Annotated in this window: 24 protein-coding genes and 1 pseudogene; 24 read left to right on the top strand and 1 reads right to left on the bottom strand. The window is 28.2% G+C overall.

Annotated elements, in window-relative coordinates:
- Positions 1-219 precede the first annotated feature (219 nt).
- From rpmH to KMP11_RS07515, 18 genes and pseudogenes are all read left to right on the top strand, one after another.
- Positions 220-354 carry a 50S ribosomal protein L34 gene (gene rpmH, locus KMP11_RS07600; RefSeq protein ID WP_066130823.1) on the top strand — a complete coding sequence of 45 codons (135 nt, stop codon included), beginning with the start codon at positions 220-222 and terminating at the stop codon, positions 352-354.
- A gap of 118 nt (positions 355-472) precedes the next feature.
- Positions 473-823 carry a ribonuclease P protein component gene (gene rnpA, locus KMP11_RS07595; protein WP_215756709.1) on the top strand — a complete coding sequence of 117 codons (351 nt, stop codon included), beginning with the start codon at positions 473-475 and terminating at the stop codon, positions 821-823.
- Positions 816-1,598 carry an RNA-binding cell elongation regulator Jag/EloR gene (gene jag / locus KMP11_RS07590; RefSeq protein ID WP_252344716.1) on the top strand — a complete coding sequence of 261 codons (783 nt, stop codon included), beginning with the start codon at positions 816-818 and terminating at the stop codon, positions 1,596-1,598. The genes rnpA and jag overlap by 8 nt, the downstream gene beginning before the upstream one ends.
- An 8-nt stretch (positions 1,599-1,606) precedes the next feature.
- The gene (locus tag KMP11_RS07585) at positions 1,607-1,969 is read left to right on the top strand and encodes a response regulator (RefSeq protein ID WP_215756710.1); all 363 of its coding nucleotides are present in this window, start codon (positions 1,607-1,609) and stop codon (positions 1,967-1,969) included.
- A 63-nt stretch (positions 1,970-2,032) separates the two neighbouring features.
- Positions 2,033-3,415 carry a tRNA uridine-5-carboxymethylaminomethyl(34) synthesis GTPase MnmE gene (gene mnmE / locus KMP11_RS07580; protein WP_371741347.1) on the top strand — a complete coding sequence of 461 codons (1,383 nt, stop codon included), beginning with the start codon at positions 2,033-2,035 and terminating at the stop codon, positions 3,413-3,415.
- Positions 3,416-3,464: 49 nt separating this feature from the next.
- Positions 3,465-4,133, top strand: a complete 669-nt coding sequence (locus KMP11_RS07575; protein WP_216279847.1) for a response regulator transcription factor — start codon at positions 3,465-3,467, stop codon at positions 4,131-4,133.
- The gene (locus KMP11_RS07570) at positions 4,130-5,119 is read left to right on the top strand and encodes a sensor histidine kinase (RefSeq protein WP_215756712.1); all 990 of its coding nucleotides are present in this window, start codon (positions 4,130-4,132) and stop codon (positions 5,117-5,119) included. Before KMP11_RS07575 ends, KMP11_RS07570 begins: the two co-directional genes overlap by 4 nt.
- Positions 5,120-5,257: 138 nt before the next feature.
- Complete coding sequence (locus KMP11_RS07565) at positions 5,258-6,022, top strand: ABC transporter ATP-binding protein (protein ID WP_215756713.1); 765 nt, start codon at positions 5,258-5,260, stop codon at positions 6,020-6,022.
- The gene (locus KMP11_RS07560; RefSeq protein ID WP_216279846.1) at positions 6,015-8,048 is read left to right on the top strand and encodes an FtsX-like permease family protein; all 2,034 of its coding nucleotides are present in this window, start codon (positions 6,015-6,017) and stop codon (positions 8,046-8,048) included. The genes KMP11_RS07565 and KMP11_RS07560 overlap by 8 nt, the downstream gene beginning before the upstream one ends.
- Before the next feature lie 83 nt (positions 8,049-8,131).
- Positions 8,132-9,058, top strand: a pseudogene (locus KMP11_RS07555) (NAD(P)H-dependent flavin oxidoreductase).
- A gap of 141 nt (positions 9,059-9,199) precedes the next feature.
- Positions 9,200-10,066, top strand: a complete 867-nt coding sequence (gene ylqF / locus KMP11_RS07550) for a ribosome biogenesis GTPase YlqF (protein WP_215756715.1) — start codon at positions 9,200-9,202, stop codon at positions 10,064-10,066.
- Complete coding sequence (locus KMP11_RS07545; RefSeq protein ID WP_216279845.1) at positions 10,056-10,832, top strand: ribonuclease HII; 777 nt, start codon at positions 10,056-10,058, stop codon at positions 10,830-10,832. Before ylqF ends, KMP11_RS07545 begins: the two co-directional genes overlap by 11 nt.
- The gene (locus KMP11_RS07540; protein ID WP_215756717.1) at positions 10,829-12,514 is read left to right on the top strand and encodes a ribonuclease J; all 1,686 of its coding nucleotides are present in this window, start codon (positions 10,829-10,831) and stop codon (positions 12,512-12,514) included. Before KMP11_RS07545 ends, KMP11_RS07540 begins: the two co-directional genes overlap by 4 nt.
- Positions 12,515-12,537: 23 nt before the next feature.
- A complete protein-coding gene (locus KMP11_RS07535; protein ID WP_216279844.1) occupies positions 12,538-13,746 on the top strand; it encodes a DNA polymerase IV in 1,209 nt (402 codons plus the stop codon).
- A 12-nt stretch (positions 13,747-13,758) separates the two neighbouring features.
- Positions 13,759-14,442 (top strand): tRNA (adenine(22)-N(1))-methyltransferase, encoded by a 684-nt coding sequence (locus KMP11_RS07530; protein ID WP_216279843.1) that lies wholly within the window; start codon positions 13,759-13,761, stop codon positions 14,440-14,442.
- 19 nt (positions 14,443-14,461) lie between these two features.
- Positions 14,462-15,229 carry a threonine/serine exporter family protein gene (locus KMP11_RS07525; RefSeq protein WP_253195959.1) on the top strand — a complete coding sequence of 256 codons (768 nt, stop codon included), beginning with the start codon at positions 14,462-14,464 and terminating at the stop codon, positions 15,227-15,229.
- 10 nt (positions 15,230-15,239) lie between these two features.
- Complete coding sequence (locus tag KMP11_RS07520) at positions 15,240-15,710, top strand: threonine/serine exporter family protein (RefSeq protein ID WP_215756720.1); 471 nt, start codon at positions 15,240-15,242, stop codon at positions 15,708-15,710.
- Between the two features lie 154 nt (positions 15,711-15,864).
- On the top strand, positions 15,865-16,995 hold the full coding sequence (locus KMP11_RS07515) for a CAP domain-containing protein (RefSeq protein WP_216279842.1): 1,131 nt from the start codon (positions 15,865-15,867) through the stop codon (positions 16,993-16,995).
- A gap of 80 nt (positions 16,996-17,075) precedes the next feature.
- Here KMP11_RS07515 and KMP11_RS07510 read toward each other — a convergent pair whose 3' ends face one another.
- Positions 17,076-18,035 (bottom strand): IS30 family transposase, encoded by a 960-nt coding sequence (locus KMP11_RS07510; RefSeq protein WP_216279571.1) that lies wholly within the window; start codon positions 18,033-18,035, stop codon positions 17,076-17,078.
- Between the two features lie 233 nt (positions 18,036-18,268).
- Here KMP11_RS07510 and KMP11_RS07505 point away from each other — a divergent pair, with 233 nt between their 5' ends.
- The 6 genes from KMP11_RS07505 to KMP11_RS07480 all read left to right on the top strand — a co-directional run bounded on the left by KMP11_RS07505 (position 18,269) and on the right by KMP11_RS07480 (position 24,669).
- Positions 18,269-19,336, top strand: coding sequence for an SH3 domain-containing protein (locus KMP11_RS07505; RefSeq protein WP_216279841.1), 1,068 nt, complete (start codon positions 18,269-18,271; stop codon positions 19,334-19,336).
- 134 nt (positions 19,337-19,470) lie between these two features.
- Positions 19,471-20,217, top strand: coding sequence for a DeoR/GlpR family DNA-binding transcription regulator (locus KMP11_RS07500; protein WP_215756723.1), 747 nt, complete (start codon positions 19,471-19,473; stop codon positions 20,215-20,217).
- A 1-nt stretch (position 20,218) separates the two neighbouring features.
- Positions 20,219-21,136 carry a 1-phosphofructokinase family hexose kinase gene (locus KMP11_RS07495; RefSeq protein ID WP_215756724.1) on the top strand — a complete coding sequence of 306 codons (918 nt, stop codon included), beginning with the start codon at positions 20,219-20,221 and terminating at the stop codon, positions 21,134-21,136.
- Between the two features lie 59 nt (positions 21,137-21,195).
- Positions 21,196-23,130 carry a PTS fructose transporter subunit IIABC gene (locus KMP11_RS07490; protein ID WP_216279840.1) on the top strand — a complete coding sequence of 645 codons (1,935 nt, stop codon included), beginning with the start codon at positions 21,196-21,198 and terminating at the stop codon, positions 23,128-23,130.
- 116 nt (positions 23,131-23,246) lie between these two features.
- Positions 23,247-23,753 (top strand): helix-turn-helix domain-containing protein, encoded by a 507-nt coding sequence (locus KMP11_RS07485; RefSeq protein WP_216279839.1) that lies wholly within the window; start codon positions 23,247-23,249, stop codon positions 23,751-23,753.
- 1 nt (position 23,754) lies between these two features.
- Positions 23,755-24,669 (top strand): IS3 family transposase, encoded by a 915-nt coding sequence (locus KMP11_RS07480; protein ID WP_216280202.1) that lies wholly within the window; start codon positions 23,755-23,757, stop codon positions 24,667-24,669.
- Positions 24,670-25,031: the final 362 nt, after the last annotated feature.

The following is a 25,031-nucleotide window of genomic DNA, read 5'->3' as shown; positions in this document are numbered from 1 at the left end:
AAACCTGTGGAAAAATAAAAAATTTAATTTTTTTATTTTTTTTAAAAACTTTTTAAAAAATGTTATTTTAAATTTTAGAAAAAAATTTTTTAACAGATAATAAAAAATTAATATAAAATTATTTTGAAAAAATTTTTAACTTGATTTTTTAATAATATTGTGATAACATCTTATAGTTATTACATCTATCATATTAAATAAAACTCGAGGAGGATTAAAATGAAACGTACTTATCAGCCAAATAAGAGAAAACATTCAAAAGTTCATGGTTTCAGAGCTCGTATGAGTTCTAAAAATGGAAGAAATGTTTTATCAAGACGCAGAGCTAAAGGAAGAAAAGTTCTTTCTGCATAAAATATATGAAATATAGAGAAGTTTAGGATAAATTTTATTTTAAACTTCTTTTTTTATTTGTTGTGGTTGTAAAAACAAGTATAAACTGTTAAAATATATAACATAGAAAGGTTCACAAATGAAAAAAGAATATCGGATAAAAAAGGAAAAAGATTTTAATAGAATAATAAAAGAAAAAAAAAGTTTTGCTAATAGGCAATTTGTTATTTATTATAGTAAAAATAATTTAGAACATTTTAGATTAGGTCTGTCTGTTAGTAAAAAATTAGGAAAAGCCAACAAAAGAAATAAATTAAAACGTTATGTAAGGGAAAGTATAAAAGAACATAAAAATTTACTAAAAAATTATGATATTATTATAATTTTAAGAAAGGCAGCTATGGATATTACTTTTGATGAATTTTTAAAATCTATAAATCATATATTAACAAAAACAAATTTATTAAAAAGAGGTAAAAATAATGAATGAATATGTATATGTAGCTAGTAGTGTAGATGAGGCTATAAAAAAAGGTTTAAAAGATTTATTTTTGACAGAAGAAAATGTAAAAATAGAAGTAGAAGAAGCAGGAAACAATGGAATTTTAGGTCTGTTTAAAAAAGAAGCGAGGGTTAAATTAATTCCACTAGAACCTGAATATGATAAGGAAAAAATAAAAAATTCTCTATTAAAAACACAACCTAAAGTTTCAGCTGTTCCTAAAAAAGAAGTAATAGAAGAACCAGTAGAAGAAATAAAAGAAGAAGTTGTAGTAAAAGAAGAAAATAAAAAAAGAGAAGATTTAATAGTTTTAAACAAAGATAAAATAGTAGACTATATGACAAAAATAGTACATTCTATGGGGTTTGATACTGCAAAATTAGTCTTTATAGAAGAAGGAAACAAAAATTACACTTTGAGAATAACAGAAGTAGAAAGTACAAGTCTACTAATAGGAAAAAGAGGTAACACATTAAACAGCCTGCAGTTTTTAGCTAATAACTATGCAAAAAAATTCACAAAATCTTATTTTAGAATAAATATTGACTGTGATGAATATAGGGAAAATAGAAAAGAAACTTTAGAAGAATTGGCTATAAATATGGCTAAAAAATCTAAAAAATTAGGAAAACCAGTTCAACTTGAACCTATGACAAGTTTTGAAAGAAAAATAATTCATAATGCCTTGAGTGAAATAAAAAATGTAGAAACAGAATCTCACGGCAAAGAACCACATAGATATTTAGTAATAACAGCTAAATAGGAGTCGGTATGAAAAATGTGCTTATAGTAGAAGATAGTTTTTATTATTACAAAAGAGCAGGGGATATAGCTAAAGAATGTGGTTTAGAACCTTATTTTGCCTATACTGGAAAAGAAGGTATAGCAATGTATGAAAAAAAACAACCAGATTTTGTAATAATGGATATTTGTATGCCAGAGTTAGATGGTTTAGAAGCAACAAAAGAAATTGTAAAAAAATATCCAACAGCAAAAATAATTATCTGCAGTAGTGTTGGACATTTACCTATTTACAAAAGACAGGCTATAAATAATGGAGCAAAAGGATTTTTGAAAAAAGATTTTTCTAAAACAGATTTAGAAGAAATAATAGAAGAATTAAAATTATATTAAAGATAAGGGTGCAGAGAAAAATCTTTGTACCCTATTTTTATAAAAGAAGAAAGAGAAAATATTATGAGTGAGACAATAGCAGCAATATCAACAGCCCTTGGAGAAGGAGCAATCGGAATAGTAAGACTTAGTGGAAGTGAGGCATTTGCAATAGCAGATAAAATAATAAAACTTCCTAAAGATAAAAAAATTAAAAATATAGACAGCCATACTATAAATTACGGTCATGTAATAAATCCAGAAAACAAAGAAAAAATAGAAGAAATAATGCTTGTAAAAATGGCAACACCTAAAACTTATACCTGTGAAGATATAATAGAAATAAACTGCCACGGTGGAATAGTAACAATACAAAAAATATTACAACTATGTCTTGATAATGGAGCAAGATTAGCAGAACCTGGAGAATTTACAAAAAGAGCATTTTTAAATGGTAGAATAGATCTATCACAAGCAGAAGCAGTAATTGATTTTATTAAGAGTAAAACAACAGAAGCAAGTTTACTAGCGAATAATCAAATACAGGGAAGATTATCAAGTCTAATAAAAAAATTAAGGGCAGAAATATTAGATATAATAGCAGTTGTAGAAGTTAATATTGATTATCCAGAGTATGATGACTTAGAAATAGAAACAACAAAAACAATACTAGAAAAATCTGTTAGTATAAAAGAAAGTTTAGAAAATTTATTAGAAACATCAAAACAAGGAAAAATTATTAAAGAAGGATTGAATACAGCTATAATAGGAAGACCAAATGTTGGTAAAAGTTCCCTTTTAAATAATTTACTACAAGAAAACAAGGCGATAGTAACAGATATAGCAGGAACAACAAGAGATGTTTTGGAAGAATATGTTAATATAAAAGGAGTTCCGATAAAATTAATAGATACTGCAGGAATTAGAGATACAGAAGATGTGGTAGAAAAAATAGGAGTAGAACGTAGTAGAGAAGTTTTAAAACAAGCTGACTTAGTTTTGTTTTTAATAAATAGTAATGAAAAATTAACAGACAAGGATAAAGAATTACTAAAATTAACAGAAGATAAACAAACCATAATAATATTAAATAAATTAGACCTAGAAACAAAAATAGATATTACAGAAGTAGAAAGTTTAGGTTACAATCACCCTATCATAAAAACATCAATGACAACATATCAAGGAATAGAAGACTTAGAAAAAAGTATAAGAAATTTATTTTTTGAAGGAAAAACAAAACCAAAAGATGCAACATACTTATCAAATACAAGACAAGTAAACCTAATAACAAGAGCCTTAGAAAGTTTAAATGAAGCAATAAATGCAGCTCAAGCTGGATTAGAAGTTGACATGGTTTTAATAGATTATACAAAAACTTTTAATCTTTTAGGAGAAGTAATAGGAGAAAATACGAGCGAAGAATTAATAAATGAATTATTTAGTAGATTTTGTTTAGGAAAATAAATGTTTTATGTGAAACAAAAAAGTTAAAAAGTACAAAAAGGAGGAAAATATGTATAAAATATTAATAGTAGAAGATGATACTGTAATAGCAGAAAGTATAGCCAAATATTTAGAAAAATGGAATTTTCAAACAAAAATAGTAGAAAACTTTGAAAATGTAATAAGTGATTTTATAAATTTTTCTCCTGATATAGTATTACTGGATATAAATTTACCCTACTATGATGGTTATTATTATTGTGAAAAAATAAGAAAAATATCAAAAAAACCTATAATATTTATATCCTCTGCTAGTGATGATATGAATATAGTTATGGCAGTATCTGTGGGAGCTGATGATTTTATAGCTAAACCATTCAAATTAGTTATTTTAAAAGCAAAAATAGATGCCATAGTTAGAAGAACTTATAATTTTAATTCAGAGCAACAATTATTAGTCTATAAGGATATAATTTTTGATTTAAATAAAGATATAGTTAGCTACAAAGGAAAAACAGAAGAATTAACAAAAAACGAAAGCAAAATATTAAATTTATTACTAGAACACAGGGAAAATATAGTTAGTAGAGATTTGTTGATGAAAGAATTGTGGGAAAGTGATACTTTTATTGATGAAAACACCCTATCTGTAAACATAAATAGATTAAGAAAAAAATTAGAAAATATAGGAATAGAAAATTTAATAGTAACGAAAAAAGGTAGGGGCTATCTAATATGAAAAAAATATTGCTAAGTTATCTCAAAAAACAAATAATATTATTTAGCATTTTAATTATAAGTAATATTTTACTAATTTTTTCAACAATATTTTTATATGATGTAGAAACAGAAGCAGTATTATATCCTATATTTATAGAAGTTCTTATTTTGATTTTATATTTTTTATATGATTTTTCAATATTTTCAAGGAAATATCAAAATTTAGAAATTTTAAAAAATAATTTATATACAGAATTAAAAAAAATAGATAAAAGTGAAAACATAGTAGAAAATAAATATATAGATGTAATAAACAAGTTAATAGAAGAAAACAAAAAAATAATAGAAAAAAATAGGCAAGAAACAAAAGAAATAATAGACTACTATACAATGTGGGTTCATCAAATAAAAACCCCCATAGCAGCCTTGAGTTTTTTAATAGAAAATTCAGAAGATGAAAATAAAAAACAAGAAGAAATAGAATTATTTAAAATTGAACAGTATGTAAACATGGTAAATAGTTATTTAAGGTTGGATAACAATAAAAACGACCTAGTTATTGAAAAAATAAAAATATCAGAAGCAATAAATAATGTCTTAAAAAAATATGCAATCCTATTTTTTAGTAAAAACTTAAATATAGAATACACACAGATAGATTTAAGTATAATAAGCGACCAAAAATGGTTGGAATTTATTTTAGAACAAATAATAAATAATGCTATAAAATATTCAAAAAAACAAGGAGTTATCAAAATATACAGAAAAGAAAATAGTTTGATAATAGAAGATACAGGAATAGGTATATCAGCCGATAACTTACCAAGAATTTTTGATAAGGGTTATACAGGATTTAACGGAAGAAAAGAAAAAAAATCTAGTGGATTAGGTCTGTATCTTACTAAAAAAACAGTAGATAAGTTAGGATTTTTAATAGATATTGATTCGGAAATAAATAAGGGAACAAGAGTTAAAATAAGCTTTGATAAAGATATAATATTATAAAAAATTTTTTAAAAAAATAATCTTACATTTTTGTAAGATTGTTTTTTATTTTGTAAGGAAATTCTATGGAAAAGACAAAAAATTCAAGATAAAATAGAACTATAAAACAAATAAAAAATTAGTAAAAGGAGAAAAAATATGTTATTAGAAGTGAAAAATTTAAAAAAAATATATACAAATCGTTTTGGAGGAAGTGCAACAGAAGCATTAAAAGATGTTAATTTTTCCGTAAACAAGGGAGAATTTGTTGCCATAATGGGAGAGAGTGGTAGCGGAAAAACAACCCTTTTAAATATAATGGCTACTTTTGATAGGGAAACATCAGGAGAAGTAATTATAGACGGAAAAAGTTTAGCTACAATAAAAGAAAAAGATTTAGCTAATTTTAGAAAAGAAAATTTAGGTTTTGTATTTCAAGATTTCAACTTATTAGATAATTTTACTTTAAAAGATAATATACTATTGCCCCTAGTTTTAGCAAAAAAATCTTACAAGGAAATGGATAAAAAATTAGAGCAGGTTAGTAAACCTTTAGGACTTACAAAATTATTAAACAAGTATCCATATCAGGTATCAGGAGGTCAAAAACAAAGAGTAGCAGTCGCTAGAGCCATAATAACTCAACCAAAAATTATATTGGCAGATGAACCGACAGGAGCCTTGGATTCAAAATCAACAGAAAATTTATTAGATATATTTGAAGAAATAAATAGGGTTGGACACACTATAATGATGGTAACTCACTCAGTAAAAACAGCCAGCAGGGCAAAAAGAGTTTTATTTATAAAAGACGGAATAGTTTTCCATGAAATTTATAAAGGAACAAATACTTCAACAGAAATGTATCAAAAAATTACAGAGGCACTAAGTCTTATACAAACAGGAGGGATAGAAAATGACTAAATTATTTTATGGCAAATTAGCTTTTAATAATATAAAAAATAATAAAAGTTTAACCCTACCCTATATTTTATCATCTATGTTTATGGTAACCCTATTTTATATCATTACATCACTAAGAAATAATGAAAACATAGCAAAATTAAGAGGAGCTTCAGCAACGAAACAATTATTAACATTCGGACAAGTAATTGTAGCTATATTTATTACCGTATTTCTATTTTATACTTATTCATTTTTAATAAAAAAACGTACTAAGGAAATGGGTCTGTACTCAGTCTTGGGTATGACAAAAAATCAAATAATAAGAGTAATAAGTTTAGAAACTTTATACACAGGATTTATTTCTACTTTTTTTGGTTTAACACTAGGCATAATATTAGATAAATTAGCCTACTTATCATTTTTAAAACTACTGGGAGAAGAAGTAAAGCTAGGTTTTAATTTTTCGATAAAAGCAATAAGCATAATAATACTTTTATTTTCAATAATTTATCTACTAATAATATTAAAGGCAATTATAAAAATTAAAAGAATAAATATAATAGGCTTACTAAAAGATAATCAAAGGGCAGAAAAAGAACCCAAAGGTCGAATAATATTATCATTAATAGCCCTAGGTCTTATAGGATATGGCTACTATTCAGCTGTAACCATAGAAACACCCTTAAAAGCTCTTTCTGTATTTTTTTATGCAGTATTAGCAGTAATAATAGGAACTTACTTACTATTTACAAGTTTTAGTATTTTTACTTTAAAAATCTTAAAAAATAATAAAAATTATTACTACAAAACAAAAAATTTTATTAGTATTTCAAACCTACTATTTAGAATAAAAAGAAATGCTCTTGGCCTAGCAAATATCTGTATATTATCAACAATGGTTTTAGTAACTCTAGGTTCAACATCAAGCCTATATTTTGGGACAAAAGATTTAATAAATACATCTTATCCAAGAGATATAATGGTAGAAATATCTACCAACTCAAAAGCTAATAAAAATCAGCTGACAAAAGAAATAGAAAAAATAGTTGCAGAAAATAAGGAAATAAAAAAAGACCAACTAGATTACACATATATGGCAATAGCTGGAGCTAAAACAAAAGAGGGAATAGAATTTAAAGAAGCAAATTATTCTGACTTATCAAAAGCCTTACTAACAATATATATAACTTTAGAAGACTATAATAAAACAAATAATACCAATATATCTTTAGCAGATGATGAAATATTATTTGAAGACCCAAGAAACAAAGAAGAAAAATCTACATTTAGAGCAAACACGATAGATTTTAAAGTTAAGGCTAGGGCAGATAAAACTATTCAAGCTGCAAAAGCTCTTGCTAATATTACGGATACTTATTATATTGTAGTAAAAGATAGACAAGTCTTAGAAAAAATTAAACAAGAAGCCATTAATAAATTAGGAGAAGAATATGCAAGCAGGCTTACTTATAATAATTTATACGCATTTAATATAGAAAATAAAAATAACTCAGAAAAACTTGCAACTGCATTAGGTCAAATTTCAAAACAAGTAAACAGAAAAGAGTTTAAATTTGTAGAAGATGTTGGTGATAATTTTCAATTTATAGATATAGTTAATAAGGAAACAGCTTCAAAAGATATAAAAGGATTTGTTTCTTCATTTTACTTCATAGGAATAATAATAAGTGCTATTTTTATAATTTCTCAAGTAGTTATTATGTACTACAAACAAATATCTGAAGGATATGACGACAAAGATAAATTCAAAATTATGCAACAGGTCGGTTTAGAAGAAAAAGAAATAAAATCTTCAATAAAAGGACAAGTTTTACTAATATTTTTTGCCCCCCTATTAGTAGCAGCAAGCCATGTAATATTTGTATATCCATTTATTGAAAAATTACTAAAATTATTTAGCCTAACTAATACAAAAATATTCCTGTATGCTATGGGAACAACCTTTATAATCTTTAGTGTATTTTATATAATAATTTACACAGTAACATCAAGAACATACTACAATATAATAAAAGAAAAATAAACTAGGAAATTATTCCTAGTTTTATTTATGTTTTATAACAAGTAAAAATATGCTATAATTAAATAAAATAAGGAGGTAGAAAAATGAATATAACAAAATTATTTAATATAAAATATCCTATACTACAAGGTGGAATGACAATGATTGCAGATGCAAAACTTGCCTCTGCAGTATAAAATGCAGGAGGATTGGGAATATTAGCTTCTTCTGGAATGACTAGCCAAGAACTTAGAGAAGAAATAAGAAAAACAAGAGCATTAACAGATAAACCCTTTGCTGTAAATTTAATGCTTATGAATAAAAATATTCCAGAATTAATAGAAGTTATAATAGAAGAGGGTGTAAAAATTGTTTCAACAGGAGCAGGAACACCCAAACCCTATATGCCTACTTTAAAAGAAAATGGAATAAAAGTAATAGCAGTAATTCCTAACGTAAAAGTAGCTAAAAAAATGGAAGAATTAGGTGTTGATGCTGTGGTAGCTGAAGGAATGGAGTCTGGAGGTCATATAGGAGAAACAACAAACCTAAGTCTAGTTCCACAAATAGTAGATGCTGTAAAAATACCGGTTATTGTTGCTGGAGGGATAGCAGATGGTAGGGGTCTTGTAGCTACTTTTGCATTAGGAGCAAAAGGAGTTCAACTCGGAACTTTATTTTTAACTGCAAAAGAATGTTCAGTACCACAAGAATTTAAAGAAGCTATTATAAACGCCACAGACACATCAACATTTGTTGTTGGCAGACAAAAAGGTATTCCTTTTAGAAGTATAAAAAATGAAATTATAGAAAAATATTACAACTTAGAAATTTCTCAAGGAACAAGAGAAGAACTAGAAAAATTAAAATCAAAAGCATTGAACAAGGCTATCCTGCAAGGAAATATAAAAGAGGGAATAGTAATGTCTGGGCAAATAGCAGGTTTAATAAAAGAAGAAAAATCAGTAAAAGAAATAATAGAAGCTTTATTTAAAGAAGCAAAAGAAATTATTAAAAGCTTAGAAATTTAGAAAAATAATATTTTATAAAAAGCAAGCCAAAAATTTCGGCTTGCTTTTTTGTTTTAAAATAACAATAAACTAGAAAAAAATTGCAAATAACAGTATAATATATAATTGTAGTCTTATGTAAAAATTATAAGGAGAATTAATATGGTAATACAATGGTTTCCGGGTCATATGGCAAAGGCAACAAGAGAAATAAAAGAAAAATTAAAATTAGTAGATATTGTTTTTGAGCTGGCAGACGCAAGATGCCCTTTCTCCTCTCATAACAACTACATAGACGAATTATTAAAGGACAAAAAAAAAGTAATTATTTTTAACAAAATAGACTTATGCAACAAAAAAGAAACTGCTAAATGGAAAGAATACTTTGAAAAAAAAGGTTATATAGTAGCATATGCCGATTCAAAAAATTCTAACAATTTAAATGATATAATAAACAAAGCCCGTGAAGAATTAGCAGAAAAAATTTCAAGAATGGTTGATAAAGGAATAAAACCTAGAGTTATTCGTTCTATGGTTGTTGGTATTCCCAACGTAGGAAAATCAACTTTTATAAATAAAATTATTAAAAAAAATATAGCAAATACCGCCAACAAACCAGGGGTTACAAAAAAACAGCAGTGGTTAAAATTAAATAAAGATATAGAATTGTTGGATACACCAGGAATATTAATGCCAAAATTTGCCAACCAAGAAATAGGAAAAAAATTAAGTTTAGTAGGTTCTATAAAAGATGATATAACACCGCTAGATGAAGTAAGTTTATATTTAATAGAATTTTTGAAAAAAAATTATTTAGAAAATTTGAATAGACTATATAATATAGAAGTGGAAAAAGACGAAGATAACCTTATAATTATGGAAAAAATAGCAAAAAAAAGATTTAAGTTAATAGCTGGCGACTATGATTATGAGAGTACAATAAAATTATTAATACAAGATTTTAGAACTCAAAAATTTGGTTTAATAACTCTTGACAATTATGGAGAAATTTTTTCTGATGAAAATTAAAGAAATAAAAGAAATTTTATCAACAAGTAGCGTTTCACAAGAAACATTATTACAGTTATCACAAGACAAAAGAGTTGGAGTAAAAAATTTACTGGCAGCATATTATAAAGCAGAAAAAGAAAAAGAAATTTTAAAAGAAGAATACAAAAAAAGAACTATATATGAAGAAAAATGTTACAAGTTAGGATATAATTACATTTGTGGAATAGACGAAGTCGGTAGGGGATCTTTGGCAGGACCTCTTGTTGTCGCCTCGGTAATTTTAAAAAAAGATAGTTATTTTCCTGGTTTGTGTGATTCGAAAAAATTATCTAGTGCTAAAAGAGAAGAATTGTATAAAAAAATAATTTCTGAAGCTGTCAGCTATGCAATAGTAGAATTAGATAATTATGAAATTGAAAAATATAATATTTATTCAGCAACAAAGATAGCAATGAAAATGGCTATAAAAAAATTAAGTGTCAAGCCAGATTTTATTTTGGTAGATGCCATGCCTTTAGATGATTTAGAAACACCAAATTTTAGTATAATTAAGGGAGATGACAAGAGTGTTTCTATCGCTGCTGCTTCAGTAATAGCCAAGGTATGTAGAGATAACTTAATGAAAGAATATGCAAAAAAATATTCTTATTATGATTTTGAAAATAATAAGGGATATGGAACAAAAAAACATTTAGAGGGTTTAAAAAATCATGGTATCTGTGATATTCATAGACGAGATTTTGAACCCATAAAATCTATGATAAGGAAAAGAGGTTTGAAATGAACATAAAATTAATTAAAAAGAATAACAAGGAAAAAATAAAAATAACTCCACTAGGTGGTGTTGAAGAAATTGCCAAAAATATGTATTTAATAGAAATAAATGATGAGATGTTTTTATTAGATGCAGGATTAATGTTCCCAGAAGTTGAAATGATAGGAATAGATGCAGTTATTCCTGATATTACATATATAGTAAAAAACAAAGAAAAGCTAAAAGGAATATTTTTATCTAACGGACATGTAAGTTCCATGGGAGCAATACCCTATATTGTAGATAAAATTAATTGCCCTATTTTTGGTTCTAAGTTGGCACTAGAAATATTAAAAAATAATTTAAGACAGTTGGGTATAAAAAAACGTTTAAAATTTAACTATGTAAATAGTAAGAGTGCTTATAAATTTAACAATACAACAGTATCATTCTTTAAAACTACTTATTCTATGCCTGATTCTTTAGGTATAACATTAACTACTTCACAAGGGAATATAGTTTATACTGGAGAATTTAAGTTTGACCAATCAGTAAGTAGAGAATATAAGGCTGATATGTTTGAAATTGCAAAATTGGGACAAAGCGGCGTCCTTGCCCTACTAAGTGATTCTAGTAATGCCAACACAGCAGGTCATAATATACCAGAGCAAGAAGCGGCAGAACAAATAGATTCAGCCTTAAGTCAAGCCAACAAACGACTTATTGTAACTTGCTATGCCTCTAATTTTTTAACAATGACCCATATAGTAAATTCAGCCTTAAACCAAGGTAGAAAAATATTGCTACTAGGAGAAGCGATAAACAATTCAATAAAAACTGCCAGAAAACTAGGATACATGAAAATTGAAGATGAGAAATTTATAAAAACAGATGAATTGCAAAATTATCCTAAAAATGAAATATTAATATTATCTTCTGGAGAGCAGGGAGAACCGATAGAAGCAATAAAAAATATAACCGAGAAAAAAGTTGAAGGCATAAAGATAGAGCAAGACGACACGGTAATGGTAGCAGCAACACCCTCACCAACTATGGAAGTTATGTTATATGAAACTTTAAATTTGTTGGTACAATTAGGAGCTAATGTTGTAGCTTCATCAAAAAGATTACACGCTTCAAGTCATGCGACAAAAGAAGAGTTAAAATTAATGTTAAATATGCTAAATCCAAAATATTTTATTCCTGTTCAGGGAGAGTATAGAAATTTAAAAAAACATGCAGAATTAGCAGTGGAAACAGGAGTAGCAAGAGAAAATGTTTATCTATTGGAAAAGGGTAGCACATTAGAAATTCTTGGACAAAAAACACAAGTTTTAAAAAATAATGTTCCAGTGGGAAATGTTCTTGTTGATGGTAAGAGTGTTGGAGATGTAGAAGCTGGTGTTTTAAAAGATAGAAAAGTATTAGCTAATGAGGGTATTTTTGTTGCTTCTTATGCAATAAGCAGAAAAACAAAAGAATTATTAGGCAAACCTTGTATTCAAACTAATGGCTTTGTCTATGTTAAGAAAAGTGCAGAATTAATAAAAGAAGCGGAAGAAAGAGTGTCAGAATATATAGAAAATAATCCTATACGTTCTTTAAGAGAATGTTCTTTAATTAAAGCAGAAATTCGCAGTATGTTGTCAAGTTTATTATACGATAACACAAAACGCAGACCCATTATAGTAGTGAATTTCACAATAGTATAATTAAGTTAATAAAGGAAGTTTTTATGACAAGTGTAATAGCACACATAGATATGAATTGCTTTTATGCCGCTGTTGAGGAAAAGTATAATCCCTCATTGAAAGGAAAACCCCTAGCCATATCTGGTGTAGTTCGTGAGCGTAATGGAATAATTGTTACATCAAACTATGAGGCTAGAGCCTATGGTATAAAAACAACTATGAGAGTAGGAGAAGCTAAGAGGCTTTGTCCTACTCTTAAATTAATGCGACCAAATTTTGAATTGTATCAAGAAGAATCAAAAAAAGTTTTTGATTTAATAAAAACCTACACTCCTAAAGTAGAGATAGTTTCAATAGATGAAGCCTATATTGACTTGAGCGATTTAAAAGAACCTATAAAAGTTATGGCTATCATTCAAAGAAGAATATATAAAGAATTAGACTTATCCTCTAGTGTCGGAGTTTCCTATAATAAATTTTTTGCTAAAATGGCATCTAATATGAAAAAACCTAGGGGTTTTACAATAATAAACAGAAAAAATTATAAGGATATATTGTGGAATTTAGATGTTGGAAAAATGCACGGCTGTGGAAAATCTTCTGCAAAAAAATTAAGAGATTACGGAATAAAAACTATAGGTGATATAGCTGAAGCTAATGAAGTTATTTTAAATAGTATTTTAGGAATACATGGTTTAAGATTAAAGCAAAAAGCTAAGGGTAAGGATAATAGAAAATTAAAATTAAAGATAGATAGAAAATCCATAGGAAATTCTAAAACATATCCCAAAGATTTAGAAGAAGACCAAGAAATAACTAATGAAATAAAAAAACTTGCTAAAAAAGTAGCAAACAGGGCAAAAAACAGAAGATATGTTGGGAATAATATATCAATAATTATAAAGTTTAATGACTTTAAAAGTATAACAAGAAGTCAAAAAATTCCAAAATATACAAATGATGAAAATGAAATATATGAATATGCCTTAAACTTACTTTTGACAAATTATTCTTTTGATAAGGGAATACGTCTTTTGGGTCTTTCTCTTAATAATGTTATTAAAATGGATAGCATAAAAGAGCAGTTAGATATTTTTACAGATTATGCTGAACGTAGCTATATAAAAGTAAAACAAGTAATTCGCACCTTAAACAAAAAATATGGAAAAGAAGTAATAAAAGAATTAGAAGACTTAGAAAATTCTAAAAAAAATATTATTACAACAAGTTTTAGTAAGGATTTTTTAGACTAATAGGAGTTATAAATGAATATAAATATAAAAAATAGACTAAAAAAAGTTGCTGATTTTATAGAATATAGCAGATTAGCAGATATAGGAAGCGACCATGCCTACCTCCCTATATACCTAGTTAAGGAAAATAAAACAAATTTTGCTCTTGCTGGTGAAGTTGCAGAAGGACCGCATAAGAGTTCTATTAAGAATGTCGCAGAGCATGGGTTTAATAATTTTATAGAATGTAGAAAAGGTTCAGGACTAGATGTTATAAAGGCTGATGATAATATAGAAGTAATAACAATATGTGGTATGGGTGGTAAATTAATTGCCGATATATTAGAAGAAGGTAAGGAAAAATTACTAAGAGTTGAGCAATTAATATTACAACCCAATGTAGCAAGTAACCTAGTAAGAGAAAAATTAGAAAATTTAAATTACTATATTGTAGCAGAAGAAATATTAGAAGAAGATGGTCATATTTACGAAATAATAGTAGCCAAAAAAGGAAAAATGACTTTAACAGCGGAAGAAAAATTATTTGGAATTTTTTTACCACAAGAAAAAAATAAAGTTTTTATAAAAAAATATGAACAAGAATTAAAAAAATTAGATTATATCTTAAATGAATTAAAAAAAACAACAAAATTAAATAAAGATAAAATAGCTACTTTACAGAGCAAAAAAAATATGATAAAAAGTATATTGAAATAAAATATTAGGAGGCGAAATTGTGGAATTAAAAAATAAAAAAGAAGCTAAAGATTTAATGAATTTTACCGTAAAGCTAGGAAGATTGATGATGTCCTATGGTGCAGAGGTTTATAGGGTTGAGGATACGTTATACAGAGTTCTTGGAGCTTGCAGCAATATTCAAACTATTAATGTATTAGTTTCTTATAATTTTGTAATTGTGTCTTTTATTTATGAAGAATCTAACATGACTACAATGAGAAGAATAAGTATAGGTGATAAGAATCTTGAAAAAATTTCCTTAATGAATGATTTATCAAGAAGAATTGTTTCGGGAGAATGTCAAGATTTAGAACTAGCATTTGCTACTTTAGAAAATATAAGATATACTAAACCTTATAGTGATATAACGGTTGTTTTAGCCTTAATTATTTCAGCTCCCTTTTTTGCTGTAATGTTCGGAGGAACTTTTAAAGATAGTATATATTCTTGTATAATTATGGCAATAGAGGCTTATTTTTTGATATACGCTACTAAATATAAGGTTATGTTTTACTTGAGTAATTTTATAGGTGCTTTGTTGGCTACAGTTTTAGCTAATCTAGCAGCTTCAACTTTTCATGTGGTTAATCCACAATCTATAATTATTGTAGGACTTATGCCACTAGTTCCTGGCGTGCAAATAACAAATTCTGTGCGTGATTTTATGGCAGGAGATTATATGTCAGGAATTGTAGGAGCAATGGCGGCATTTTTTATAGCAACAGCAATTGCTTTAGGTGTAGTTGTTGGCTTAAGACTAAGTTAGGAGTAAGATTATGATAAATTTTTCTGATGATATATTTTATTTGATGATACAATTTTGCTTAGGATTTATAATCACTTTTGCTTTTGCAATATTTTTTAATGCTCCTAAAAAATCTTTGATTGATTGTTCGTTAATTGGAGCGATGGCTTGGCTTGTATATATTTGGGGTAGGAATTTAACAGGAGATATAGTTGTAGGCACATTAATAGCTGCTGTTTTAGTAGGTTTAGCTGCAGGTAATGCTTCGAAAAGATTAAAAATGCCAGCAACTGTTTTTATTTATACAGGAATAATACCACTGATACCTGGGTATGGTTTGTATTACACAATGCACCACATAGTTACAAAAAATTATATATTTGGGGCAAAGACTGGTGTTGATACCTTACTACAAGCAGGAGCTATAGCGATAGGAATATTATTGGCTTCGGTATTTTCTGATTCAATACGTAGGGTAAAGATACAAAGAAGAAAAAAATAGTTACTAGAATAACAAACAGTATAAAAATTAATATTTATTACAATTGTTAAATAAATATTTCATTTTTATTACAAGTATTGAATATCTTATAAAGAAAATATATAATATAGTTTGTATTAAAGTAACTATAAAATTGAGGAGAATTGTATTAAAGATGAAAAAATTAATTAAATTAACAAGTGGAGTTTTAGCAAGTACAGTATTTTTAACTAATTTCTCAACCCTAGAAATTGCAACAGCAAAAGATTTACCTCTAGTAAAAGTAGAGAATGAGAATGCTGATGTTAAAACTAAAGTACTAGAAAGAGATGGAAAATACTATTTAACTGTTGAAGCGGTCAAAGATGTTGAAAATATTTCTATAAAAGTAAAGGTTGGAGAAATGTCAAAAGTTTTCAAACATGCTAGACCTTTAGCTTTAGGAAAAAGTGTTGAGTTTGAAATAGAGTTGCCAAAATCTGTAACAAAAGCAAAAGGAAAAATATTACCAAACACAGAAGTTTTCCGAGAAACAGTAGAATTAAATGCAAATATTAACGGACACAAATTATCTGTAAGTGTCTCTTATGATTTAGATAGAGAAGTAGTAGAACCATTAACACCAACAGTAGAAGAACAAGATCAAGACGTTCCAGTACCTGTTGAGAAAACGGAAGAAGCTAAACCAGAGACGAAAGAAACTCTTGACCCAGAAGTAAAAGAAGAGGTTGTTGCGGTGCCAACAGAAGAAAGTTCAGAACCAGAAGTTGCAAGAACAGTAAAACCTGCAGAAGCAACACATGCTTCAGAAGTAGTGATACAACCTACACCACAACCAGCAACACCAGTTGTGAATGCAATAGTATTTAGTTCAGTTCCACAGCCAGCAACATCAGAAGTGGTTGAAGGTAACTTTGACCAAGCAGCAGCTGATGAAATTTTTAAATTGGTAAATGAATATCGTGTTGCTAATGGACTAAATGCTCTTGCACGTGATAACGATATTGCATCTGGAACAGAAGTAAGAGCAGATGAATTTGCAAAGCTCGTTAAAAGAGGTTATAAAGACCCAATGGAATTACACAAAAGACTAGACGGAAGAGAGTGGAAAACAGCTTTTGATGGATTGAAAATGGGGGATGTTGAAATTCTTGCTTATTCAAGAAACGGGGCTTCGTCTTTAGTTAATTGGTGGAAAAAATCTCCAGTACACAACGCAGTTATGTTAAGAGCTGGATTTAAATCAGTCTCAATTAAAGTATTAGTAAAAGATGGTCAATACTATGGGGTTCAAATTTTTAGATAAAAAATAAAGGTAGTATATATACTACCTTTATTTTTTATAACTATTACAAAATAATTAATAAATAATTTCATAATCGCAAATTACAATAGTAAGTTAGCCACCTCAGGCAAGTCATAAGGACATACATAATTAAATAATTTACGTGGATAACGATTTATCCATTGTTCAACAGCCGTTACTTCGTTAGGAGTAACGGTTGTTGTGCCTTTTGGGAACCATCGTCTAATCAATCGATTTGCATTTTCGTTACTACCTCGTTCATAAGAAGAAAACGGATGTGCGTAATAAATAGGACAAGTGATGGCTTCGTCTAGTCTTAAAAATTCAGAACCATTATCAGCTGTTAAAGAGCGAATTAAATAGTCTTGTTGAATAGACGTCAAAGCGGTATTCACACTTTGGGCCGTTTTATCAGGAATAAGACGAATGATTTCATAGCGTGTTTTTCTGTCTGTTAATGTCAATAACTGTTGTCCACGTTTCTTGTTTAAAATGACTAAATCAATTTCAAAATGCCCAATTTCTTTTCGTTCGTTAATCTCTTGTGGTCGCTGTTCAATAGAGAGGGCATTCGTTTTTCTTGGTGGTCGTTTTTCATTTGATTTTATTGGTTTAGTTTTTCTAGGGTAAATCAGATGTTTACGTGAAATACCTGCTATCCATCCTTTATATATCCATGTGTAAATTGTCGTAAAAGACGGCATATCTGGTAATTGACTAATCATTTCAGGGGAATATTTATCCATAATTTTTTCTCTGATTACATTTTCTTTTTCTACAGTCCACGTATCCGTTCTACCTACGGCTAAACGTAAATGATTATAATCATTCTGTGCTTTTTGAGCAGAGTATTCTTTAGTGCCACCATGAAAAGATAAATCAATCAGTCCGCGTTTAATTTCGTTATTAATAGTTTGGTGATTTTTGCCTAATAATCTAGCGATTTCTCGGTTACTTTTTCCTTCTTTTTTCCATTTTTCAATTAAATAACGCTCTTTTTCTGTAATGTGTTTGCCTTTTGTGTTATAATGTTCTTGCATCTCTTGGTATCCTTTTTTTGTAGTTACTAAAAGTATATCCTATGAGATGCTTTTTTTGTACTACTGGCTAACTTAATTATATAATTTACTAATAATTTCATAATGATAGAATGGGATAGAAATAAAAAACTTTATATGGTATAATATATTTTATATTAATTTATGTTTAAAATTTGTAAAAATTAAATTGTTTCTTGTGAAACTTTTAATGCTTAGAAGGATAGGAGAATTTAATGAAAAAAGAAATATACCAAGATGGAGCGGGGAACTTCTATTTTGTAGAGTATGATAAAAATAACAAACCCTATAAAGTTTATTGTGATAAGTACGGAAATCCAATGGAAGTTGAAGTAGAGATATATCAAGATAAAGCAGGAAATTTATATTTTATTGATTATGATAAAGCAGGAAAAAAATATAAGGTTTACTGTGATGAATATGGAAATCCAATAAAAGCTAATAATAACAAACAAGAAGGAACTAAAAAAACAAAAATACTTAAATTTTCATATGTAGTTTCTATATTTGCTATAATTATAGCTTTAATTGCAACTTATTTTGCATATCAGAGATTTTTTAATGACAATAAGCAAGCGAATATAAATTTATCAGCTTATGAGGTGAATTTTGTTACTAGTGGAAATGAGGGTCAAGGTAAGGCTAATATAGAAATTAAAAAAGTTCCAGAAGTTACAAATACCAAAGTTAATAATTCTGAATTAAATGAAGCATTAAAAAAACCTGAAATATCTTATAGTAAAAATAGTGACTTAAAAAATGGTGATAGGGTTGATGTTACTATTAAGCTAAAAGAAGAAGATATTAAAAAATATAATTTACATGTTAGTGGTGAATTTAAAAAGACTTATACTGTTAGTGGTTTAGCTGAAAAAGAAAAAGAAAATAAAGTTGAAGAAAAAGTGATTGAAGATAAGGTTGCAGAAGAAAATGCTACACCAGAAGAAAGAGTGGCTGAAGATACAGCACAGTCTGCTTCAAATGAAGTTGCAAATGTAGCAAGACCAGATACACAAGAACAAGAAGAAATTATAATTACTGAAGTTACACCTAGTTCAACAGTAGAAAAAGCACCGATTTATGAAGTTTCAAAAACAGTTATTCCAGAAATTGGTGTTAATTTAAGGCAAGAACCTAATGATACAAGTCTTATATTAGATGCAGTAAGACAAGGTTATGTTGTTCAAGAATTATATACTCTTCTTAATGATGCAGGGGAATACTGGTCTAGGGTAGTATATGATGGCAAAGAAGGTTGGATAAGGTCTGATTTACTTTATTAAATGAAAAACAATCAAATAAACTTAGAAAAACGAGCATATTTTTTGAAAATATGCTCGTTTTTGTGCAAAATATAAATAAAATGATTGTTTTAATCAAAAAAATTAATTATAATTTCTTTGTATGAGGGAAAAGTATGAATGAGAGAAGAAGAAAAATTTTACAATTATTAGAAGAGAAAAATATTGTTTCTCTACAAGAATTAGTTCTTGTTTGTGATGTTTCTGAAGCAACTATAAGAAGAGATTTAAGTTTATTAGAAGAAAAAAATTTAATTTTTAGAACTCATGGTGGAGCTGCCAAGAAAAATTCTACAAGAGGTCTAGAAAGTAATATTACTTCTAAAAAATCTGAATTTACTTTAGATAAAAAAGAAGTTGCTAAATATGTTTGTGAGAATTTTATAGAAAATGGGCAAACTATATATTTGGATTCTGGGACATCAACTTATGAGATGATTGACTATTTAAAAAATAGAAATATCAAGGTAATTACTAATTCTGCTTATCACTTAAGAAAATTGTTAGATAATAAGATACACACAATAATATTGGGTGGACTTATTAAACATTCAACCCAAGCTATAATCGGTATGAATGCTTATGAACAACTTTCTAAATATAGTTTTGATGTGTGTTTTATAGGTTGTAATGGAGTGGATTTGGATTTTGGTATATCTACGGCTGATGAAAATGAGGCTATATTAAAATCTTTGGCTATAAAAAATAGCAAAAGAAAATTTATTTTAGCAGATATATCTAAATTCGACCACAGAAAATTTTATAAATTTTCAAATTTTGATGAATCTACTATTGTAACTTATGAGGCACCTGAAAAATATCATAATCAATACAATATTATTAAAATTAAAAAGGAGGGATAGGGTGTATTACACAATAACATTAAATCCAGCTATCGATATGCTTGTTAGACCTGAGAAATTAGAACTAGGTAAGCTAAACAGAACTAATGAAGCAGAATATGTAGTTGGTGGTAAGGGAATAAATATATCTATGTTGCTGAATAATATAGGTAAAAAAACCAAGGCTCTAGGTTTTGTTTCTGGTTTTACGGGTGCTTTTATTAAAAGTGAATTAGAAAAGCAAGGAGTAGTAACAGATTTTGTTGAAACGGCAGGTAAAACTCGTATTAATATTAAATTAATAGCCGATAGCGAAACAGAAATTAACGGTCAAAGTAGTGGAATAACAAATGATAACTTAAAATCTTTTTATGAAAAATTAGATACTTTAAGTTCTTTAGATACAGTATTTCTTTCAGGAAATATAATTACAGGGATGCAAATAAGTGATTTTGTAAAAATTGCAGAAAAAGTAAAAAATCAGGGTGCTAAGTTGATTATAGATAGCAACAAAGATTTAGTTTTGGAAACTTTAAAATACAATCCATTCATTGTAAAACCTAATCAATTTGAACTGGGTGAAATGTTTGGTGTAGAAATTACAAGTATAGATGATATACTAGAGTATGCAAGAAAATTACAGGACAAGGGTGCAAAAAATGTCTTGGTTTCTCGTGGTGGAGAGGGAGCCTTGCTACTTACTCATGAGGGTGAAATATATACTGTTAATGTAGCAAAAGGAAAAATAGTTTCTACCTCAGCAGCTGGAGATAGTATGTTAGCCATGTTCGTTGCTAAATACGATGAAACAAAAGATTATAAAGAAGCCTTAAAATATGCTTCGGCAGCAGGTGGTGCAACATCATTTTCTGCTGGTGTTGGGAAAAAGGATTTAATAGAATCTTTATTGCCACAAATTCAAGTAAATAAAATTAATTAAAATCATTAAAATAAAATTAATTAAAATCATTAAAATAAATTTAATAAAAGGAGAATAAAATGAAATTAACTTCATTAATAAATTATGATTTAGTTCAATTTAATTTTAGTGCTACTGATAAAAAAGAAGCACTTGATAAACTAACGACTATGTTAGTAGAAAAAAATGTAATAGCTAGCAAGGATAGTTTTTTACAAGCCTTATTAGAAAGAGAAGCTCAATCTACTACTGGTGTTGGAGAAGCTATAGCTATACCTCACGCTAAGAGTGATGATTTTAAAGAAGCGACTGTAATATATGCCAAAAGTGATGCTGGTGTAGAGTGGGAAAGTTTTGACGGACTTGCAGCCAAACATATTTTTATGATATGTGCACCATCTGGTGGCGCTGATGAACACCTTAAAGCCTTATCTACACTATCTATGGCTCTTATGGATAGCGATGTTAAAGCTGGTTTAGAAAAAGCAACTAAGGCAGAAGATGTAAAAGAAGTTTTTGAAAAATTTGTTGCTAAAAATGAAGCTCCTAAAGCTGAAGAAGCAACAAAAACATCAGATGAAAAACCTTATGTAGTTGCAGTAACTGCTTGTCCAACAGGTATCGCCCATACATTTATGGCAGCTGAAAAATTAAAAGAAACAGCTAAAGAGTTAGGAGTAGATATTAAGGTTGAAACTAATGGTCAAATCGGTGTAGAAAATAAATTAACAAAAGAAGATATTGACAGAGCAGTTGGTGTTATAGTTGCAGCTGATAAAAAAGTTGAGGTTGCACGATTTAATGGAAAACCAGCTATTATAACAAAAGTAGCAGACGGTATTAATAAGCCTAAAGAATTATTACAAAATATAATAGATGGTAAAACTCCAAAATATGTACACAATGGCGATGTAAGTACAGATGAAGATACAGCAAACGAAAGTTTAGGACGACGTGCTTATAAACACCTAATGGAAGGTGTAAGTAACATGTTGCCATTCGTAGTAGCTGGTGGTATGCTTATAGCCCTATCATTTATTTGGGGGATAACATCATATGACCCTAAAGCAGATGATTATAACGCCTTTGCAGCTGTAATTTTCTGGTTTGGGCAGATAGCATTCTCTATGATGTTACCAATTCTTGCTGGTTTTATTGGACGTAGTATAGCAGACAGACCTGGATTTATTATTGGTGTGTTTGGTGGTATTTTAGCAAACCCAAGTATTCTTGGTCTAGCAGCAGGTAATGAATTACTTACATATACTCCATCTGGTTTCTTAGGAGCCTTAGTAGCTGGTTTCCTAGCTGGAGGAATTGTTCAAGTTCTTAAATACTTATTCTCATGGTTACCACGTTCTTTAGATGGTCTTAAACCAATATTTATCTTCCCAATCTTAGGAACATCACTTATGGGCACTCTTATGATTTATGTAATTAATGCACCTATGGCAAGCGTTATGGAAGGCTTAAAAGGATTTATTGAAGGTTTAAACGGTAGTGGTAAATTACTAGTTGGATTTGTTGTTGGTGCTATGATGGCTATTGACATGGGTGGTCCAATCAACAAGGCAGCTTATGTAACTGGAACAGGACTTTTAGCTTCTGCTGGAACATTAGGAAGTGATGTAATGGCAGCTGTTATGGTTGGGGGGATGGTTCCTCCTTTAGCTATCGCTCTTTCAGCAACAGTTAGCAAAAATATATGGCCAGCATCACAAAGAGAGGGAGCTTTGGTAAACTATGTAATGGGTCTTGCCTTTATCACAGAGGGAGCTATTCCTTTTGCAGCAAGTAATCCGTTGCGTGTAATTCCACCTTTATTCGTAGGGGCTGGAGTTGCTGGAGCTTTAAGTATGATATTCGGTATCGTATCAAAAGCACCTCACGGAGGAATTTTTGCAGTAGTAGCAGGTGGGGTAACAAATCCTGTAATGTACCTACTAGCAATGCTTATCGGTGCCGTAATAGGAGCAGTATTACTTATAGTTTCATTAAAAACAGTTAAAAAATAATTTTTATTGTAAAATATAATAGAAATTAACAAGAAAAAATTATAAAAAAATGAACTCTTTTGAACTGACCCCCAAAAGTTAGACCTAAAAACTAACTAAAGGAGGTCAGTTTTTTAATGGCAAAATATAGTACAGAATTTAAAATGAAAGTAGTAAAAGAATATTTAGAAACAAACATCTCATATAAAAATTTAACATATAAATACTCAATACCAAATAAAAGCATAATAATAACATGGGTAAATGCATACAAGACACAAGGATATGAAGGACTAAAAGTAAAAAGGAAAAATACACAATACACTTTGGAATTTAAGTTAAATGTAGTAAACTTGTATTTAAGGGGAGAAATGTCCTATCAAAGCCTAGCAAATGAACTAAAAATAAACAATCCATCAATAATAGTAAGATGGGTAAATGCCTTTAGAGAAAAAGACATAGAAGGACTAAAACCTAAAAAGAGAGGAAGAACTTCAAAAATGCCAAAGTTTCGTAAAAATTTAAAAGATACTAAAGTAGAGAGAAACTCATTAACACAAGCACAGTTAAAAGAAAAGATAAAGCAATTAGAAGAAAAAAACTATTGGCTTCAACTAGAAAATGATGTAATAAAAAAAAGATAGAATTGTCTCAAATGACAGATGCAGAAATAAAACAATTGCTCAAACAATCGAGGTCCTAAGAGACAAATACAAACTAAAAGACTTGTTAAAATACTTTCATCTTGCCAAATCAACATATATGTATTGGCAAAAACGTTTAAATAGACCGAATAAAGATATAGAAATAGAAAACAAAATACTCAACATAAGAAATGAAAATCCAAACTATGGCTACAGAAGAATAACAGCCATGTTAAAAAAATCAGGACTGATAATAAACAAAAAGAAAGTACAACGATTAGTTCAAAAGCTAAAACTTCAAGTAAAAAGTTATTCAAGAAAATCCAGAAAGTACTCATCCTACAAAGGAAGAGTTGGAAAAATATCAGACAACAAAATAAGAAGAAATTTCAAAGTAGAAAAACCATACACAAAAATAACAACAGACACAACAGAATTTAAGTATTTAGAAAAAGATAAAACAGGAACCTATCAAATAAAGAAACTCTATTTAAACCCATACTTAGATATGTACAACAGTGAAATACTAAGCTATGAAATATCAAAACAACCAACAATAGAACCAATCCTAAAAGCCTTAGATAGAGCAATAGAAATAACAAACAAAATCAAAGGAGAAAGAATATTTCATTCATATCAAGGCTGGGCATACCAAATAAAACAATACACATCAAAACTAGAAACTAATGGTATCATCCAATCTATGTCCCGAAAAGGCGACTGCTTAGACAACTCACCAATGGAAAACTTCTTTGGAATATTAAAACAAGAAATATATTACGGACACAAATTCTATTCATATAAGCAATTAAAGCAAACTATTAAAGATTTTATAAAATATTATAACGATGAAAGGATAAAAGAAAAATTAGGATACTTATCACCAGTAGAATATAGAAAGAAGAATACAGCATAAAAATTTCCTATCTTTAGGGTAGGAAAGATATAAAGAAATACCAGACTTAGCATTAATGCTTACTCTGGTATTAGGTACAACTTTATGGGGTAACCTTATTTTAGGGTTCATTTTTTTATGAGTAAAGAACAATATATACTAAAAAAACTAAATTTTCAATATTATTTAATATCTAATTAAATAAAGTTAAATTTTAAAAATAGCTTATCTAAAAATTTTCTTAATATAGTTGGCTTATAATAGAATTTATGTTTTGTAATAAAATTAATTTTAACAGAACAATTAATAAGAATTTTCTATTTATTATGTAAATGAAGAATTAATACCTTATTTAAATAAAATAATAGTTTTAAAAAATTAAT

This window comes from Gemella sp. zg-570, assembly GCF_018866345.1.
Classification (GTDB): Bacteria; Bacillota; Bacilli; order Staphylococcales; family Gemellaceae; genus Gemelliphila.
Note: the sequence above shows the minus strand (reverse complement) of the source record. Positions and strands in the feature narration are given on the sequence as shown.

Excerpts from the sequence above, each read along its gene's own strand:
- rpmH (WP_066130823.1), top strand. The coding sequence starts at position 220 with ATGAAACGTACTTATCAGCCAAATAAGAGAAAACATTCAAAAGTTCAT.
- rnpA (WP_215756709.1), top strand. The coding sequence starts at position 473 with ATGAAAAAAGAATATCGGATAAAAAAGGAAAAAGATTTTAATAGAATA.
- jag (WP_252344716.1), top strand. The coding sequence starts at position 816 with ATGAATGAATATGTATATGTAGCTAGTAGTGTAGATGAGGCTATAAAA.
- KMP11_RS07585 (WP_215756710.1), top strand. The coding sequence starts at position 1,607 with ATGAAAAATGTGCTTATAGTAGAAGATAGTTTTTATTATTACAAAAGA.
- mnmE (WP_371741347.1), top strand. The coding sequence starts at position 2,033 with ATGAGTGAGACAATAGCAGCAATATCAACAGCCCTTGGAGAAGGAGCA.
- KMP11_RS07575 (WP_216279847.1), top strand. The coding sequence starts at position 3,465 with ATGTATAAAATATTAATAGTAGAAGATGATACTGTAATAGCAGAAAGT.
- KMP11_RS07570 (WP_215756712.1), top strand. The coding sequence starts at position 4,130 with ATGAAAAAAATATTGCTAAGTTATCTCAAAAAACAAATAATATTATTT.
- KMP11_RS07565 (WP_215756713.1), top strand. The coding sequence starts at position 5,258 with ATGTTATTAGAAGTGAAAAATTTAAAAAAAATATATACAAATCGTTTT.
- KMP11_RS07560 (WP_216279846.1), top strand. The coding sequence starts at position 6,015 with ATGACTAAATTATTTTATGGCAAATTAGCTTTTAATAATATAAAAAAT.
- ylqF (WP_215756715.1), top strand. The coding sequence starts at position 9,200 with ATGGTAATACAATGGTTTCCGGGTCATATGGCAAAGGCAACAAGAGAA.
- KMP11_RS07545 (WP_216279845.1), top strand. The coding sequence starts at position 10,056 with ATGAAAATTAAAGAAATAAAAGAAATTTTATCAACAAGTAGCGTTTCA.
- KMP11_RS07540 (WP_215756717.1), top strand. The coding sequence starts at position 10,829 with ATGAACATAAAATTAATTAAAAAGAATAACAAGGAAAAAATAAAAATA.
- KMP11_RS07535 (WP_216279844.1), top strand. The coding sequence starts at position 12,538 with ATGACAAGTGTAATAGCACACATAGATATGAATTGCTTTTATGCCGCT.
- KMP11_RS07530 (WP_216279843.1), top strand. The coding sequence starts at position 13,759 with ATGAATATAAATATAAAAAATAGACTAAAAAAAGTTGCTGATTTTATA.
- KMP11_RS07520 (WP_215756720.1), top strand. The coding sequence starts at position 15,240 with ATGATAAATTTTTCTGATGATATATTTTATTTGATGATACAATTTTGC.
- KMP11_RS07515 (WP_216279842.1), top strand. The coding sequence starts at position 15,865 with ATGAAAAAATTAATTAAATTAACAAGTGGAGTTTTAGCAAGTACAGTA.
- KMP11_RS07510 (WP_216279571.1), bottom strand. The coding sequence starts at position 18,035 with ATGCAAGAACATTATAACACAAAAGGCAAACACATTACAGAAAAAGAG.
- KMP11_RS07505 (WP_216279841.1), top strand. The coding sequence starts at position 18,269 with ATGAAAAAAGAAATATACCAAGATGGAGCGGGGAACTTCTATTTTGTA.
- KMP11_RS07500 (WP_215756723.1), top strand. The coding sequence starts at position 19,471 with ATGAATGAGAGAAGAAGAAAAATTTTACAATTATTAGAAGAGAAAAAT.
- KMP11_RS07490 (WP_216279840.1), top strand. The coding sequence starts at position 21,196 with ATGAAATTAACTTCATTAATAAATTATGATTTAGTTCAATTTAATTTT.
- KMP11_RS07485 (WP_216279839.1), top strand. The coding sequence starts at position 23,247 with ATGGCAAAATATAGTACAGAATTTAAAATGAAAGTAGTAAAAGAATAT.